We start from the raw sequence: 15,431 nt of genomic DNA, 5'->3' as shown, positions 1-15,431 counted from the left end.
GTCCCTGGTCCTGCCGCTCCGGACCGCCCGTCACCCTGGGGACACGTGCCGCATGATCACCCCCGACCTGCACACCAGGGCCCACCGCGTCCTCGACCTCTACGACCACCCGCCCGCAGGCGGACGAGTCATCTGCCTCGACGAACTCGGACCACTGCGACTGCAACCCCGCAAAGGCCAACCCTGGCGACACACGACCCCCCCCCCCCCCCCCCCCCACCCACCCCCCCCCCCCCCCCCGGGTTTTAAAGGGCCCCCCCCACCACCCGAACCCCCGCCGGGCCCCACGACCCCACCACCCCGCCCCCGCAACCTCCGGCCCCGCCGCCACGGCGTGATGTACCTGCTCGCCGCACTCGACCTGACCACCGGCAGGCTCCACTACCGCATCCGACGCCGCCAACGCCACCACGAACTCCTCGACCTGCTCAGAAGCCTCCGAGCCCGCTGGCCGCACCACCGCCTCCACCTGGTCCTGGACAACTTCGCACCCCACCACCACCCCGCCGTCCGCGACTGGGCCGAGGACAACAACGCCGAACTGGTGTACCTGCCCACCTACAGCTCCTGGCTCAACTGGATCGAAGCCGAGTTCACCGCCCTGCGCTACTTCACCCTCAACGGCACCCACCACCACAGCCACGCCGAACAGAACACCGCCATCGCCAACTACATCCGCCGACGCAACAACCACGCCCACCCCAAAACCGACTTCGCCACCGACTCACCCGTCCGCACCTGGCTCCCACACCCCGCCAAGACCGCGGACACGACATCACCACCTCACCGGACCGCGCCCGATACGGCCCCCACCCCGAGCACCGGGCACCCGCCCACGACCACGGCGACGCACCCGGGGTGTACGAGGTCACCGCGAGGGCCCTGATCCGAACGGGCGGTCCGTCGTGATCCCGTCCCTGCGGATCGCATCGACCCGAGCGGAAGCACAGCGATGTCGACATGGCCGGCCAGGACCGGACGACCACGCCGGCTCACGCGCGGAAGACGCCCGGCGAACCACACAGCGCGCATCGCCACAAGACCACGCTGTCGCGCGCAGTGGCTGGTTACGAGCAGGACGTGGACGTATCGGTCGGGATCATCTCCCGGTTCACGTGGGGGCACAGGAGAGCCGGCCGGGTGGATCGCGATCGACGGACCATCCCGCCTGCGCGCGGAACACCCACCCTCCTCACCGCGGCCGTACCCGAGGGAGGAACCATCCCCGACCTGCCCACCGTGTCCGACGCACCACGCTGTTGCCCGTGGCTGCCGAGCTGCTGTGGCAGCTGCTGCCGCCGAAGGTGTTCGCCTGCGATCGCGTGGTGATCGCCGCGGGGATGGAGCCCTATCAGCGGGTCCGCTCGTACGGTCCTACCCCGGCTGCCCGAGGAGGGCGGCCGTGGCCCGTGTCGCGGGGTGGTCCGGGCCCAGGACTCGGCGTTGTTCGGCGAGCAACCTCCGGAATTGCACGGCCGCCCTGCGTCGTTTCCCGGCGTAGGCGAGGCAGCGGGCCAGGTTGGCGCGGGTGGTCAGGGCGTGGGGGTGGTCGGGTCCCAGCGCGCGCACCACGTCCGCGAGCAGGCGGCGGAAGTCCTTGACCGCTTCCTTCGCCTGCCCTGCTCCGGCCCGGTGCTGGGCGAGCACGGCGCGGGTGACGAAGGTGTCGGGGTGGTCGGGGCCCAGCACGCGCAGCTGGTCGGGGAGCAGCCGCGCGTACGTGGCGGCGGCTGCCGCGGTGTCCCCGGCCTCGTGGACGCAGTGGACCAGTCGGGCGCGGGTGGTCAGGACGTCGGGGTGGTCGTCGCCGAGCAGGCGTCGTTGACGGGGCAGCAGCAGCGCGTATTCCGCGGAGGCGGAGATGACGTCGTCGGCTTCCAGGAGCCGGAGGGCGAGGTTCTCCCGGACGTCCAGGGTGCGCGCGTCGTCGGGGCCGAACAGCTCCAGGTGGCGTTCGAGCAGCGCCCGGTACTCCGCGGTCGCGCCCGGCAGGTCGCCGCTCTCGGCGCGCAGGCGGGCCAGTTCGCGACGGGTTGCCAGGGTGTCGGGGTGGTCGGGGCCCAGGAGGTCCTGCTGCCGGTGGAGCACCTGTCGCACGTCCGCTGCCGTGCCCGCGCCGGTGCGTCCCGCCCGGGCGAGGGCGAGGTTGTGCCCGGCGGTCCGAGTGTCGGGGTGGTCCGGGCCGTGGAGCCGGAGGTGGTCGGCGTGCAGCGCCTCGAACTCCGCGGCCGCCTCGGACACGCGGCCCGTGCGTGCCTTCCAGCGGGCGAAGGAGGAGCGCAGGTGCAGCGTCTTGACGTGGTCGGGGCCCAGCACCCGCACGTGGTCGTCGACCAATCGCCGGTACTCGTCCTCCACGCCGTCCTGCGAGCCCTCCTCGGTGCGCCAGTGGACCAGGTTCACCCGGGTCGTGAGGGTGTGGGGGTGGTCGGCGCCCAGCACGCGGCGCTGCTCGTCGAGCAACCGGTCGAACTCGGCGGCCGCCCCGGCCAGATCGCCTTTCTCCGCCTTGGTGCGGGCGAGGTTGGCCCGGGTGCGCAGCGTTGTCGGGTGGTCGGCTCCCATGAGGGCGCACTGGTCGACGAGCAGGCGTTCGTACTCCGCTTCGGCCAGGTCCAGCCGACCGGACCGCGCCCGCCACTGGGCCAGTTTCTCGCGCAGGTGCAGCGGGTGCAGCTGACTGGTTGCCCGCTGGTCCACCGGGCGGGAGCGCCGGAGCACGTCGCGCAGGTGCCGCCCGCGTCCCTGCTCCGCCAGCAGCTGTTCGAAGCCCTCGACCGCGGCGGCGGCGTCTCCTTCCTCGCCGCGGCTCTCCGCGAGGGTGACCAGGGTCGCCGCCACGTCGGGGTGGTCGGGACCCAGTACCCGGCGTTGGTCGGCCAGCAACCGCTCGGCGTCGGCAACGGCCCCTGCCGCGTCGCCCGCGAGCAGCCGCAGCCGGGTAAGCCCGCCTCGGGCGGCCAGGGTGTCGCGGTGGTCGTCACCGAGGTGGGTCCGTGCGCGGTCGTGCACGTGGCGGAAGTGGTTGGTGGCGGTGGTGACGAGTCCCGCCTCGCCGAGCGACTCGCCGACGCGCAGGAGCAGCGGGTGCGGGCCACCGGTCCACAGGGCCGCTTCGGCGTTCGCGTGCAGGGCGACGCCGTTGGCGCGCAGGACAGGGCCGACGGTGGACTCCACGTCGTTGAAGGGCCAGATCTCCAGCAGGGCGTCGGCGACGACACGCGCCGCGTCGACCAGCCGCCCCGGGGCGGCGTCATCGCGCACCGCGCGCTGGACCAGCCCGTGCACCAGCACCGCGGCGTCGGGCCGGTCGGGATCCAGGGTCACCAGGCCCAGGCGGTGCAGGGTGCCCAGGGCGTCCACGACGTCGTCGTCGGCCGGGTCGCCGAGGTGGGTCTTGACCGCCTGCGCCGTGAACAGGTCGACGGGGACGCCCGCGGGGTCCAGCAGGCTGATCAGCTCCAGCAGCGGCCGGGCCAGGCCCCGCGGTGCGAGGGCGTCGGCGTGCTCGATCGACAGCGCCCAGGTCGCGGACACGGTGTCCCGGTGGTCGTCGGGCAGCGCTCCGCCCTCGGGCATCACCTGGGCCAGGGTCCTGCGGCGGTCGGCCAGTCGCCCGCGGTAGTCGGCGACGGTGAGCGCGGGGTTGTCCGCGAGGTACGCCGCGGCCTGGGCCAGCGCCAGCGGCAAGTGCCCGAGGTCCGCCGCCAACGCCCGCAGCCCGTCGACGTCACCGGGGGGCGCGCCCGATCCGGGTGACTTCGCCACCAGGTAGGCCGACGCTTCGTCCTCGGTGAACACGCCCACCTCGACCACCCGGCGGTCCTCGCGCGCCAGCGCGGCGTCCCGGCGCCGGGTCGTCACCACGACGCGACCGGACGGCGTGACCGGTGGCCACAGGCCGCGCAGGTCCGCCGGGTCCTGCAGGTCGTCGAGCACGATCAGCCACCGCCGGTCGGTGGCGGCCGACCACGACAGCAACCCGGTGGCCGCCTCCTCCGGCGAGTGGTCGTCGACGTCCGGGTCGGTGTCGCGCAGCACGCGCCGCGCGCCGCGCGCGTAGGCCGTCACCACGGCGGCCCGCGACCGCGCGTCGACCCACATCGCCAGATCGACCGACTCGTCCCGCCACACCTGCCACGCGAGGCGCGCGGCCACCTGCGACTTGCCCACCCCGCCCAGTCCGGACAGCACGACCGCGCCCACCGACCCGACGTCGTCCGGGGTCCGCGTGCCCGCGGCGGCCACGACCCCGGCCACCACGTCGTCCACCTGACGGCGCTGGTAGCGGTCCGCCACCGGCGGCGGCACCCCGAGGCGCACGGGCCACGAGACGCCGATCGCCGGGTGGTGGTGCTGGTGGACGGTGACCGAGGCGTCCCCGACCGCCTGCACCGCGACGCCGCCCGACCGGACCTCCGCGTACTGCACCACGCGGACGTCGTCCGCCGCACCACCCGGCTCCGGGGTGAGGTCGTCGCCGTCCTGCGTGACCGGGGCATCGTCCTGCACGCCTCAGATTCTGCCCGGAACGCGACCCCTCGTCCTGATCACCCGACCGAGTGATCCGCCGCATTCGGTCACACGGTTGGAAGAGCGATGGCGGTTGGCGTGATCCGGGATCCGTCGTGCAGGTCCGGACGAACGGCGCGGAGCGACGCAGGTCGGCGCGGTCGGCGACCGGTCAGGGCGCGGCGCCCCTGCCGGTCGCGCCGGGCACGTGCGAGTCGGGCCGCACGGGCGTCGGCGGCTCGTCATTCGTGGGAGCGCAGGCCGTCGAGGACGACGTGCAGCAGGTGTCGGGCGCGGGTGTCCCATTCCTCCTCGTCGAGCCGGGTCAGGTAGCCGAGGAGCAGGATGACGTCGCGGGCGTCGACGTCGGGCCGAATGGCCCCGGCGGTCTTGCCGGCGTCGAGCAGGGCGGTCATCGCGTCGCCGATGGGGCCGAGGCTGTGCGCGGAGAGGTCCTGCCACACCCCTACCTCGACAGCGGCGAACACCCCGCGCTTGACCCGTGCGTAGTCGGCCACGCGATCGAACCAGCGGGCCAGTGCGGTGACCGGGTCGTGCTCGGCGAGCAGGACCGGCGCGGCCGCGACGAGTTCTTCGACGTCGTGGCGGTAGACCTCGGCGAGCAGGTCCTCCCGCGTCGGGAAGTGGCGGTAGAGGGTGCCCTGGCCGACCCCGGCCCGCTTGGCGATCGTGTTGAGCTTCAGCTCCTCCGAACTCGCGATGACGGCCCGCGCGACCTCGACGATCCGGGCGCGGTTCTCGGCGGCGTCGGCGCGCAACCGGGGTCGGTTCATCTGCCCTCCGCAGGACGACGTGGACAAGCGGACACGTGTCCGCTAGCGTGAAAATAAGCGGACACGTGTCCACATTAATCGGGGAAAGGGGCACCATGCCAGGCATCACCGGCAAGGTCGTCGCCGTCACGGGGGCCAGCAGCGGCATCGGGGAGGCGACCGCGCGACTCATGGCCGAACGCGGCGCCGCCGTCGTCCTCGGCGCGCGCCGGGAGGACCGCCTCGACGCACTCGCGCAGGACATCCGCGACCGGGGTGGTCGCGCCGTCGCGTGCCCCGTCGACGTCACCCGCCGCGAGGACCTGGAGCGGCTCGTCGACCGGGCCGTGACCGAGTTCGGCCGGCTCGACGTGCTGGTGGGCAACGCCGGCATCAGCAAGATCGGGCCGGTGGCGGACCTGGACGTCGACGGCTGGTCGGCGATGATCGACGTCAACGTGCGCGGCGTGCTCCACGGCATCGCGGCCGCCCTGCCGGTGTTCCGCCGCCAGGGCCGCGGCCACCTCGTGACGACGGTGTCGACGGCCGGGCTGAAGATCACCCCCACCATGGCGGTCTACGCCGGGACCAAGAACGCCGTGCGCACCATCCTGGAGGGACTGCGACAGGAGTCGACCGACGGCGCGCTGCGCACGACCTCGATCTCACCCGGCTACGTCAGCACCGAACTCGCCGACTCCATCGACGACCCCGCGGTGCGCCGGACCATCCGCGAGAACATGGCGGAGTTCGCCATCTCCCCGGACGCCGTCGCCCGGGCCGTCGCCTTCGCGGTGGAACAGCCCGACGACGTCGAGATCGGCGACATCACCATCCGCCCGACCGTCCAGGACTGAGGACCGCTGATCCCTACCCGTACCGCTTGGGGGTGACGTGTGGGGATCCCGTCACAGGCTGTCCCAGAACTCCGTCAGCACGCGGGCGGTCCGCGCCGGGTCTTGCAGCATCCACCAGTGACCGAGTCCGTCGAGGTCGACGGCGCGAGCCCCGGCGCGCCGCGCGGCTCGGTGGCGGAGGGCGACACTCCCGCCCGTGAGGTCCTCGGTGGCGACGGGAACCAGTCCCGGGCTGGCAGCGGCCGCGGGCAGCTCCCGTCCGCGCTCAAGCAGCACCTCCGGGGGGATCGACCGGTACAGCGCGAGGATGGCCCTGCCCATCTCCGGACCCTGGCCTGCTGCCACCTGGCCGGCCGTCGGCTCGGGGATGCCCCACTCGACCATGCGCCTCGCCCGGTCCCGGTCGTTCCCCGAGAACAGCTCCTCGACGTGGCGTTCTCCGTCGCCCGGTGTCTGCCAGAGCTTCGCGATCTCGTGCCAGGTGTAGTCCGGCTCGTAACCCCCGATGGTGTCGCTGACCCAGCTGCGAAGCAGGTCAGGACGGGTCATCGCCACTTCCAGGACGTAACCTCCGCTGAGGCTGTGGCCGACGAGGTCGACAGGTGCGTCGAAGCGGGACAACTCGTCGACCAGCCAGTCCCGGTAGTCGAAGATGGTCGCCCCGAATCCGGGGGGAAGCGGTGCCCCGAAGCCGGGAGGGGCTAGCAGGACCGCCTCCTGCCGCCGCGATCCGGGCAACTCGCCGATCAGCGGAGCCCACACCGCGGGAGTCACGGGGACGCCGTTCACGAACACGATGGTCATGGCTACAGGACAGCAGCGGCCGAGGCGGCCGTCCAAGACCCGTTCCGCACGTCGTCATGCGGTATCCGCATGACGAGTACGCTGCGTACATGCTTTCCGACCTGGACCTGAGGCTGGTCCGGTATTTCACGGTGGTCGCCGAGCACCTGAACTTCGCCCGTGCCGCCGAGGAGTTGCGGGTCGCCCAGCCCTCGCTGAGCCGTCAGGTCCAGCGGTTGGAGAACACCCTCGGCGTGCGCCTGCTGGAGCGCACCACCCAGGGCAGCCGGCTCACCGCGGCGGGTGCGGCGTTCCTGCCCGAGGCGCAGCGGCTGCTGCACGGTGCCCGCAACGCGGTGCTCACCGCACGCGCCGCGGCGCCCGCGCGAACGATCACCATCGGCTACGTCGACGACCTGGTCGTCACGCCCGCCGTGCGCGGTCTGCGCCGCCGCCACCCCGACGCCCACGTCCAGACCCGCCACCTCGGCTCGCAGGAGGCCGGCGCCCTCCTCGACCGGCGCGTCGACGCCCTGGTCATCCGCACACCGCTGCCGATCCCGGCGTCGGAGCTCGACCTGACGGTCCTCTACGCCGAGCCCCGGGTCCTGCTCATGTCCTCCTCCCACCGCCTCGCCGGTGAGGAGTCGGTCAGTGCCGCGGACATCTCCGCGGAACCACTCGTCGGTTGTACCGGCATGGGCGCCGACTGGACCGGATTCTGGCGGCTCGAACCCCGAACGGGCGACGAACCGGCCCCGCTCGGTCCCACCATCGCCGAGACCTACGACGACAAACTCGAAGCCATCGTCGAGAGCACCGCCATCGCCGTCATCCCGGCCGGCGACCGGCGTTTCACCCTGCGCCCCGATCTGGTCACCGTTCCCCTCGACGGCGTAGAGCCCTGTCAGGTGGTCGTCGCCACCCGCGCCGCGGACACCAACCCCCTCGTCCCCGAGTTCGTCAGGTTCGCCGAAAGCCTCCTCGTCCGCGACCCGTGAAGACCGGTCCCACCTGGCGATGCAACTCCGGCATGACGAGGTGCCGAACAGGTCTTGGACGAAACCACCGGCGATCCGTTGAGCGGTCACGTTCTCCGCGATCCGTGCGTCAGGGCTGTCGAGAAGTGTCGGCAGCTCGACGGATGGAGCAGGGACGAATGAGCAGGATCGACGTGCAGGGGAGCGTCGCCGACGGTTTCGAGGCGGTCCGTGAGGCGTTCGCCGCCGCGGTCGCCGAGGACGGCGGTGGGTCCGGTGCCCAGCTCGCGGCGTTCGTGCACGGCAGGCAGGTGGTCGACCTGTGGGCCGGGGACGAGGTGAGCGGTGAGACCTTGACCGGTGTCTACTCCTCGACCAAGGGCGCCGCCACCCTCGTGGTGGCGTTGCTGGTGCAGGACGGAACGCTGGGGTTGGACGAGCCCGTCGCCGTGCACTGGCCGGAGTTCGCGGCGGCGGGCAAGGGCGGGATCACCCTGCGGGACGTCCTCACCCACCGCTCCGGCGTCATCGGCGTCGACGGCGGGTTCACCGCCGACGAGCTCGCCGACGACCGGGTGATCGCCGCTCGCCTGGCGGGGCAGCGACCGTACTGGAAGCCGGGGTCGGCCTACGGCTACGGCGGGTTCGTGACGTTCGCGATCGTGGGCGAGGTGGTCCGCCGGGTCACCGGCCGCTCGCTGCAGGAGATCTTCGAAGAACGCATCCGCGCGCCGTACGAGCTGGACTTCTACCTCGGTCTGCCCGAGGTGCTGGAGGACCGCTACCGGGAAATCCAGCCGGGGCCGGCCGGTCCGGAAGAACTCGCCGCGTTCTGGGCGACCGTTCCCGGTCCGCACAGCATCACCGGGATCGGGTACGGCCTCAACTCCACCCCGCCCCTGGACCAGGTGGCCTTCGCCAACACCCGGCGCGTGCGCGCGCTCGGTCAGGCTTCCGCGGGCGGGGTGGGCAACGCCCGGGGGCTGGCCGGGATGTACGTGGCCGCGGTCGTCGGCCTCGGCGGCCGGCCGCCGCTGCTGGAACCGGACGTCCTCGGCGAGTTCGCCATGCTCCACTCCACCGGCGGCGACCTCGTCACCGGCACCCAGGGGCAGTACGCCCTCGGCTTCCAGGCCAAGGGCCTGCGCTACCCGTTCCTGGGCGCGAACGCGTTCGGCCACGGTGGCTCGGCGGGCTCGGAGGCCTTCGCCGATCCCCTCAGCGGGGTCGCCTTCGGCTACACCCGTCGCCGGTTCTCCTTCAACTGGTCCTACCCGGAACACGACCTGCTCGCAGCCGCGGTCCACCGCGCGGCCACGGCCGCGTGAAGGGAAAGCAGATGACTTCGCACACCGAGACCCGTTCCCGGCGCGCCCCGAAGAAGGGTCGGGCCTTGCTGGTGATCGCGGCCGCGCAACTGTTGATCGTGATGGACGGCACCATCGTGACCGTCGGCCTGCCCAACATCGGGGTCGGACTGTCCATCTCGGAGTCCGACTTGGACTGGGTGCTCACCTCGTACGCGTTGGCGTTCGGAGGATTGCTGCTGGTGGGTGGCCGCGCCGGCGACCTGTTCGGCCGCCGCCTGCTGATGCGGACGGGCCTCGTGGTGTTCCTGCTCGCATCCCTGCTGGGCGGCGTGGCCCAGAACGGCGTCATGCTGATCGCCGCGCGCGTCCTGCAGGGCGTGGGCGGCGCGATCATCGCCCCTGCCGCGCTGTCACTGCTCGCCGACACCTTCCCCGCCGGACCGCAGCGCAACAAGGCACTCGGCGTCTACGGCGCGATGGGCGGCCTCGGCGCGGTGGTCGGCCTGCTCCTCGGCGGCGCGCTCACCGAGTACCTGGGCTGGCGGTGGATCATGTACATCAACGTCCCGTTCGCCCTCCTCCTGCTCATCGGGACCCTCGCGATCGTTCCCGGCGCCCGCGAACGCGGCGGCATCGACCTCCCCGGCGCGATCACCGTGACCCTCGCACTCGGCTCGCTCGTCTACGCGATCAACCGGGCAGGGGCCGACGGCCTCGGCGACGGGCTCACCCTCACCGTCGGTGTGATCGCCGTCGTGCCGGCCCTGGCGTTCGCGACCACCCAGCGCCGCGTCCGCAACCCGATGCTGCCCGCGGGCGTGCTGTCCGACCGGAGCAGGCTCGGCGCCAACCTGGTCATGCTGCTCATGGGCGCGGGCCAACTGGCCACGTTCTACTTCCTGACCCTGTACATGCAGTCCATCAAGCACTACTCACCCATGATCACGGGCCTGGCCTACCTGCCGTTCGCGATCGGCATCGGCCTCGGCTCCGCCGTGGTCGGACCGCGCCTGCAGGCCCGCACGTCCGTGCGGAACGTGCTCGCGATCGGCATGTCGGTGGCCGCCCTGGCGATGGGCTGGTTCAGCACGCTCACCCCGGACCAGAACGCCCTCGTCGCCCTGCTGCCCGCCCAACTGGTCGCAGGTGTCGGCCTCGGGATCGGCTTCGTCGCGGCGACGATCAGCGGCGTGCAGGGAGTCGCCCCGCAGGACTCCGGCATCGCCTCCGGGCTCATCAACACCACCCAACAGGTCGGCGGCGCGCTGGGCCTGGCGATCCTGGCCACGACCGCCGTCACGATCACCAAGAGCCGACCGGGCGGCACACCGGCGCCGGAAGCGCTCACCAGCGGGTACACCACCGGCCTGCTCGGCGCCGGCGCCTTCTACCTGGCCGCGGTGCTGGCCGCCGTGGTCCTCCTGCGGCCGACGAGCCAGAGCAGGCGCCCCGGTCAACCGACCGCACCGCGCACCCCCGTGTGAGCAGACCAAGTCGGGACAGCGGCGGCAACCCGGTCATCGCCACACCGCTCGAAACCAAGCGCGATCACCGGTCACATCCGCCACGCGCGAGTCGTCAGAGCAGAGACACCACTGAAACCGCAGAAGGGAAACCCCATGAACACCCCCACGACGACCCAGCGGGAAACCCCCCACTCGCGACTGCCCAACCCCGCCGCGCTCATCCCCGAGCTGGGCGAGATCGGCGCAGCCCTGTTCAAAGCGACCGGGAACGGGTCGATCCCCCGGACCACGATCGGCCTGGTGCAGTTGCGCGCCGGTCAGCTCGTCGGCAACACCTACCTGACCGTCCTGCACACCGGCAACCTCCGCAAGGCCGGGGAGTCCGAGGAGCGCATCACCGCCGCGGCGTCCTGGCGGGACGCGCCGTGCTTCACCGACGCCGAACGTGTCGCACTGGCACTCGTCGAGGCCGTCCTCACCCCGAACCCGCACGGCGAGCGGGTCCCCGACGAGCTGTACGCCAAGGCCGCGCAGCACTACGACGACAAGGCGATCGCCACCCTCGCCATGGCGATCGGCCAGATCGGCTTCTTCACCCCCCTCGCCCTCATCGGCAAGCCGATCCCGGGTGTGTCGCCCGCGGAGCAGTGGCGGCGGTAACACCGCAAGGGGCTCCGGGTGAGGACACGGCGACCGTGTCCCCACCCGGACGACGGCCGACCACCTCATGGCGGGACCACGCGCGATCACGCCGGCACGGTCCGGTGCGGGGTGTCAGCGAGGTCCGGTGGTCAGGTCCCCCCGGGTCAGCAGCGGACGTCGCCGGGCGGCACCCAGGGCACGCCCGGGTGGAACACGCGCCCGTCGGGGCTGTACTGCCTGCCCATCACCTCGCGCCAACTGCCCGGTCCCAACGCCGGGTCGTGCGGCCAGTACCGGTCCCACACGGCGGTCTTCTCGTCGCGCCAGTACCCGAACACGTTGTCCGGGTACTGGCGGATCACGTAGCCGTCGTACTCGTCCCGGCGGACCAGCGTGTCCCCGGCCGCGTCCGTGTCCGCCTCGGCGGCGAGGATCGCGCCGGCGACGTGGTCGACGTGGTCGGGGTCGGGTTGGCGGTGGCCGATGCTGCTCTGCGAGCGGATCAGGTCGGGCGAGGTGGTGCGGATGATCTCGCGCAGCATCCCGACGAACGACGCCTTCGTGTAGGGCGCGCGCCCGTCGATCGGCCGCGCCACGTACCCCGGCCGGTGCACCAGCCGGTACAGGTCGCCGCACTGGTCGCCACCCCCGGCGGCGTGGACGAACGTGAACACGAGCCGGACGTCCGTGCCCTCCAGCCGGTTGGTGGGCACCTCGTGGCCGTTGAACCACATCGCCTCGTACACCCACCGGTTCGGCACCCCCGCGGCGCGGGCGTACGCGGCGCGCTCACCGTGGACGCGCATGTCGGCGTACTCCATGCCGCACGCCGGGAACCCCTCGCCGCACGGCAACTCGCCCGCCGTGAGGTACACGACCCACACCGCGTCGCCGGCCTGCACGTCCGACAGGATGTCGGGGTTCATGAACAGCAGGTCGTCGTCCTGGTGGGCGACGAAGCTCAGCGTCGTCCGGGCGGCTGCGGCCGGTGCCGGCGCCGCGGTCACCACCAGCGCCGCGACCGCCAGCGCCGCCACCTGCCGCACCCTGTGCCGCACGTCGTCAGCCCTTCCCCACCACGCCGGTGAACGCGGTGATGGCGGCGCTCGCGGACCTGGCGGCCGACGACGTCGTGTAGACCGTCGCCACGAGCCCACCGGGCGTGCGCCAGGAGAAAGCCGGACCGCCGTCGGCGAGCGTGTAGCCGTTCGGGTCGGTCACGGTCTCCTCGAAGAGGACGGTCGTCCACGGGCCGAACGCGCCCGCCGGGGCGAGTTGGCTCGCCTGGTGCACCTGGTCGTCCACCCGGACGGCCACGTGCACCAAGCCGTCGGTGCCCAGGGCGAGGGCGGGGGAGCCGTCCGCGACCACGTCGCCGACGCGCTGCCACGTGCCGGGGAACGCGCCCGCCGCCTCGCGCTGCGCGTGCACGCCGCCATCGGCGCGCCGGACGGCCACCTGGAGCGTGCCGTCCGCGTGCGCCACGACCGCCGGCTTGCCGACCACGTCCGAGCCGCCGCCGATCGTGCGCCACGCGCCGAGCGCGCCGTTCGCGTACCGGGCGACGCGGGCCGAGCCGTCGGCGGAGCGCGTCACCACGTCGACCGCGGACCCGTTGCGCACGGCGGTGAAGTCCGCGGTGGCGCCTGCGCCGATCCGCTGCCAGGGCAGGAACTCGCCGTTCGGGGCGGCCTGGGGCCGTCGCCACAGCGCGCCCTGCGCGTCCACGCCGAAGACCGCCAGTGCGCCGGTCGGGTCCGCGACCACCACCGGGTCGCCGACGAACCAGCCGTCGTGCACGGTCGTCCCGGCACCCCACACGCCGTTGCGCACCTCCTGCCTCTTGCCGCGCAGCACCGCGTCGTCGGGGCTGTTGACCAGCACCTCGACCCGGCCGTCGGCCCGCAGCCCGGCGCCGGGGACGCCCGTGCGCGGCGGCGTGCCGTCGAACGCCTGGTAGGTGAGCAGCGAGAAGTCACCGGGGTAGCGCTGCTTGGCCGACGTCAGGTTGCCCGCCGCGTTGACGTAGAAGTAGTCGACCAGCCCGTCGGTGGTGACGACGGCGGTGTTCGGCTGGTCCTCGCGCACCGGCACGGCCGGCCGGGCGGGCACGGCGCGGCCGAGGAGTTCGCAGGCGTCCGTCATCGCGCCGTACTGCGTGCCGGGCGTGATGCCGGTGTCGACCAGTCGGCGCGGCGCGAAGCCGCCGGTGGCGGGGTCGTAGCGGTACCACCACAACCACGCGCCCGACACCCCGTACAGCACGTCACCGCCCGCGGAGAACGCGGAGTCGAGCAGGTTCGCGTCACCGCTGTGGGCCACCAGCTGCTTCGGCTTGAGGAAGCGCTGCGAGGCGGCGTGGTACTCGTAGCGGTAGAAGACCCCGTTGAGCACGTGGGGGTCGCGCACGTAGAACACCCCGTCACCGGCCGCGACCACCAGGTCGTACCGGTTCGCGGCGCCGGTCTCCAGCACGCGCCGGGTCCAGGCCGTCCCGTCGTACCGCTCCCACGTCAGCTCGCCGTTCGAGTTGAACTTGAAGAAGGCCCCGTTCGAGTCGACCGCGACCCGCTTGCGCGAAGCGACGGACGTCCAGTCGTCCCAGTCCTCGGCGATCTTGACCGACCAGCCGCCCCCCGGCCGCTCCCAGTCGCTCCCGGTCCAGCGGAAGCGGTGCAGGTTGCCGCCGTCGAGCACCTGGTAGACGTACCCGTCCTGGCCGACCGCCATGGGCACTGTCCACCCGCCCCCGATGACCGAGGAACCGGCGCGCAGGTGCTCGCCGAGTTCGGGCTCGTCGTGCTGGTAGAGCCGGAGCGTCCCGTCGGGCGCGGCGGCGAACACCGACACCGCCGTGCGGCACCGCAGCACCTCGTCGGCCGCGGTGGCCGGGCCGGTCGGGACGAGGGTCGACGCGGCCACCGTGAACGCGACCAGCGCACCGGTTGTTCTCATTCTGCGCATCCGAGCTACTCCGGTCAGGTCAAATTGGGATGAAACGAATCAGTCGATTGATCGATCGGGCAGCGTGCGAATACCGGTCGGCATCAGGTGCACAGCGCCCGGTACTCACGAGCTGCCTCGCTGATCACCCGAAGGTGCGAACTCACGGCCGCGCCGGAGGCGCGGTGGACACCGCCTGGCATCCACCGCACCGCGCAGTCGCGCGGCCCTAGTCCACGACTTCCTCCGGCATCACACCGAGCACGAGGTTCTCCAAGCCCGTCCGGCCGGCGCCGAACCTCGCCAGCCAGTCGGCGACGAGGTAGATCTCCTCGTTCTCGTCGATGCCGAGGAAAAACCGCCCGTGGTCGAGCTCGCCGACGGGGAAGATCGACCTGCCGATCTCCTCCCCCCACTCCTGGAACCGGTCCTCCTCGCCCTCGGCGAGCAGCGGGTCCAGGTCGAACGGTTCCCTGGCCGCGGTGAGCCCCGGCCCGCGGACGTCGCAGACCAGACCGCCGAACTCGGCGAGGAAGCGCTCCGCCGCCTCGTGCATCGACAGGCCGACCGCTTCGAACGCTTCCCGCCACGGCGTGGTGTCCACCCGTCGGCCGGGAGCCCACCCGATGCCCAGCATGACCTGCTCCGCCTCGGCGGACCACGAACCCATCAGTCGTCCTTCGTCAGGAAGTTGAGGTCAAAGTAGTGCTCCAAGACCTGGCAACTGCCGCAGGGGCCGATGGCCTTGCCGTGGTCCTTGTGATCGACGTGGCTGCGCACGAGCACCGCAGCCGCCTCCGCGCCGGTCGGGTCCCGACCGTCCCACAGGGCCTCCGACAAGCAGACCGGCAGCCCGCACCGCGCGTGGCCCCTGCCCTGGAGCGACCTCGGGACTTGTCCGAGCAGCCCTTCCACCAACGGGTGCAGCACCGGCCTTTCACCCTTGAAGCTGGTGCTCTGGTAGGGCGTCCCATCGGTGAGCCTGATCGCCTCGGACACCTGCGGGCGCTTCTTGCCCGTGATCGACGTCGTCTGGTCGGCAAGCCGCCGCGCGGCGTCGACCGGGCAATTCGGGTCGTCGTTGTGCGTGAGCACCGCGGTCGCGCCGACGCCCACGTAGTACGTGTGCAGCCCGTCGACCGTGAGGTTGTGGACCAGGCGGTCC

Annotated in this window: 13 protein-coding genes; 6 read left to right on the top strand and 7 right to left on the bottom strand. The window is 72.4% G+C overall.

Annotation, left to right across the window (positions count from 1 at the left end):
* Nucleotides 1-52: 52 nt before the first annotated feature.
* Nucleotides 53-886 carry an IS630 family transposase gene (locus tag ACFV4N_RS28635; protein WP_499675716.1) on the top strand — a complete coding sequence of 278 codons (834 nt, stop codon included), beginning with the start codon at nucleotides 53-55 and terminating at the stop codon, nucleotides 884-886.
* Nucleotides 887-1,374: 488 nt separating this feature from the next.
* Here ACFV4N_RS28635 and ACFV4N_RS28630 read toward each other — a convergent pair whose 3' ends face one another.
* Complete coding sequence (locus ACFV4N_RS28630) at nucleotides 1,375-4,512, bottom strand: tetratricopeptide repeat protein (RefSeq protein ID WP_499675715.1); 3,138 nt, start codon at nucleotides 4,510-4,512, stop codon at nucleotides 1,375-1,377.
* A gap of 242 nt (nucleotides 4,513-4,754) precedes the next feature.
* On the bottom strand, nucleotides 4,755-5,306 hold the full coding sequence (locus tag ACFV4N_RS28625; protein WP_499675714.1) for a TetR/AcrR family transcriptional regulator: 552 nt from the start codon (nucleotides 5,304-5,306) through the stop codon (nucleotides 4,755-4,757).
* 95 nt (nucleotides 5,307-5,401) lie between these two features.
* On the opposite strand from ACFV4N_RS28625, the gene ACFV4N_RS28620 reads away from it, so the two are divergent.
* The gene (locus ACFV4N_RS28620; RefSeq protein WP_499675713.1) at nucleotides 5,402-6,142 is read left to right on the top strand and encodes an SDR family oxidoreductase; all 741 of its coding nucleotides are present in this window, start codon (nucleotides 5,402-5,404) and stop codon (nucleotides 6,140-6,142) included.
* 51 nt (nucleotides 6,143-6,193) lie between these two features.
* Here the strand turns inward: ACFV4N_RS28620 and ACFV4N_RS28615 are convergent, their stop codons facing one another.
* Complete coding sequence (locus ACFV4N_RS28615) at nucleotides 6,194-6,946, bottom strand: alpha/beta fold hydrolase (protein WP_499675712.1); 753 nt, start codon at nucleotides 6,944-6,946, stop codon at nucleotides 6,194-6,196.
* An 89-nt stretch (nucleotides 6,947-7,035) separates the two neighbouring features.
* On the opposite strand from ACFV4N_RS28615, the gene ACFV4N_RS28610 reads away from it, so the two are divergent.
* From ACFV4N_RS28610 to ACFV4N_RS28595, 4 genes are all read left to right on the top strand, one after another.
* On the top strand, nucleotides 7,036-7,926 hold the full coding sequence (locus ACFV4N_RS28610; RefSeq protein WP_499675711.1) for a LysR family transcriptional regulator: 891 nt from the start codon (nucleotides 7,036-7,038) through the stop codon (nucleotides 7,924-7,926).
* A gap of 158 nt (nucleotides 7,927-8,084) precedes the next feature.
* Nucleotides 8,085-9,233 (top strand): serine hydrolase domain-containing protein, encoded by a 1,149-nt coding sequence (locus ACFV4N_RS28605; RefSeq protein ID WP_499675710.1) that lies wholly within the window; start codon nucleotides 8,085-8,087, stop codon nucleotides 9,231-9,233.
* Nucleotides 9,234-9,244: 11 nt separating this feature from the next.
* A complete protein-coding gene (locus ACFV4N_RS28600) occupies nucleotides 9,245-10,699 on the top strand; it encodes an MFS transporter (RefSeq protein WP_499675709.1) in 1,455 nt (484 codons plus the stop codon).
* Nucleotides 10,700-10,834: 135 nt separating this feature from the next.
* Nucleotides 10,835-11,341: a carboxymuconolactone decarboxylase family protein gene (locus tag ACFV4N_RS28595; protein ID WP_499675708.1), complete on the top strand. Its 507-nt coding sequence runs from the start codon at nucleotides 10,835-10,837 to the stop codon at nucleotides 11,339-11,341.
* Between the two features lie 146 nt (nucleotides 11,342-11,487).
* On the opposite strand, the gene ACFV4N_RS28590 is transcribed toward ACFV4N_RS28595, so the two are convergent.
* The 4 genes from ACFV4N_RS28590 to ACFV4N_RS28575 form a co-directional block, all read right to left on the bottom strand.
* Nucleotides 11,488-12,381, bottom strand: a complete 894-nt coding sequence (locus ACFV4N_RS28590; RefSeq protein WP_499675707.1) for a PIG-L family deacetylase — start codon at nucleotides 12,379-12,381, stop codon at nucleotides 11,488-11,490.
* Between the two features lie 4 nt (nucleotides 12,382-12,385).
* Entirely contained in the window at nucleotides 12,386-14,278 is a 1,893-nt protein-coding gene (locus ACFV4N_RS28585; RefSeq protein ID WP_499675706.1) for a tachylectin-related carbohydrate-binding protein, read from the bottom strand.
* A 217-nt stretch (nucleotides 14,279-14,495) separates the two neighbouring features.
* Nucleotides 14,496-14,936 carry an SUKH-3 domain-containing protein gene (locus ACFV4N_RS28580; protein WP_499675705.1) on the bottom strand — a complete coding sequence of 147 codons (441 nt, stop codon included), beginning with the start codon at nucleotides 14,934-14,936 and terminating at the stop codon, nucleotides 14,496-14,498.
* On the bottom strand, nucleotides 14,936-15,431 hold a 496-nt coding region (locus ACFV4N_RS28575; protein ID WP_499675704.1), incomplete at its 5' end, for a hypothetical protein. The genes ACFV4N_RS28580 and ACFV4N_RS28575, both read right to left, overlap by 1 nt.

The organism is Actinosynnema sp. NPDC059797 (genome assembly GCF_042732085.1).
GTDB lineage: Bacteria > Actinomycetota > Actinomycetes > Mycobacteriales > Pseudonocardiaceae > Actinosynnema.
Note: the sequence above shows the minus strand (reverse complement) of the source record. Positions and strands in the feature narration are given on the sequence as shown.

What these genes read in the sequence shown, in the direction of transcription:
- ACFV4N_RS28635 (WP_499675716.1), top strand. Translation starts at nt 53, where the DNA reads ATGATCACCCCCGACCTGCACACCAGGGCCCACCGCGTCCTCGACCTC.
- ACFV4N_RS28625 (WP_499675714.1), bottom strand. Translation starts at nt 5,306, where the DNA reads ATGAACCGACCCCGGTTGCGCGCCGACGCCGCCGAGAACCGCGCCCGG.
- ACFV4N_RS28620 (WP_499675713.1), top strand. Translation starts at nt 5,402, where the DNA reads ATGCCAGGCATCACCGGCAAGGTCGTCGCCGTCACGGGGGCCAGCAGC.
- ACFV4N_RS28615 (WP_499675712.1), bottom strand. Translation starts at nt 6,946, where the DNA reads ATGACCATCGTGTTCGTGAACGGCGTCCCCGTGACTCCCGCGGTGTGG.
- ACFV4N_RS28610 (WP_499675711.1), top strand. Translation starts at nt 7,036, where the DNA reads ATGCTTTCCGACCTGGACCTGAGGCTGGTCCGGTATTTCACGGTGGTC.
- ACFV4N_RS28605 (WP_499675710.1), top strand. Translation starts at nt 8,085, where the DNA reads ATGAGCAGGATCGACGTGCAGGGGAGCGTCGCCGACGGTTTCGAGGCG.
- ACFV4N_RS28600 (WP_499675709.1), top strand. Translation starts at nt 9,245, where the DNA reads ATGACTTCGCACACCGAGACCCGTTCCCGGCGCGCCCCGAAGAAGGGT.
- ACFV4N_RS28595 (WP_499675708.1), top strand. Translation starts at nt 10,835, where the DNA reads ATGAACACCCCCACGACGACCCAGCGGGAAACCCCCCACTCGCGACTG.
- ACFV4N_RS28585 (WP_499675706.1), bottom strand. Translation starts at nt 14,278, where the DNA reads ATGAGAACAACCGGTGCGCTGGTCGCGTTCACGGTGGCCGCGTCGACC.
- ACFV4N_RS28580 (WP_499675705.1), bottom strand. Translation starts at nt 14,936, where the DNA reads ATGGGTTCGTGGTCCGCCGAGGCGGAGCAGGTCATGCTGGGCATCGGG.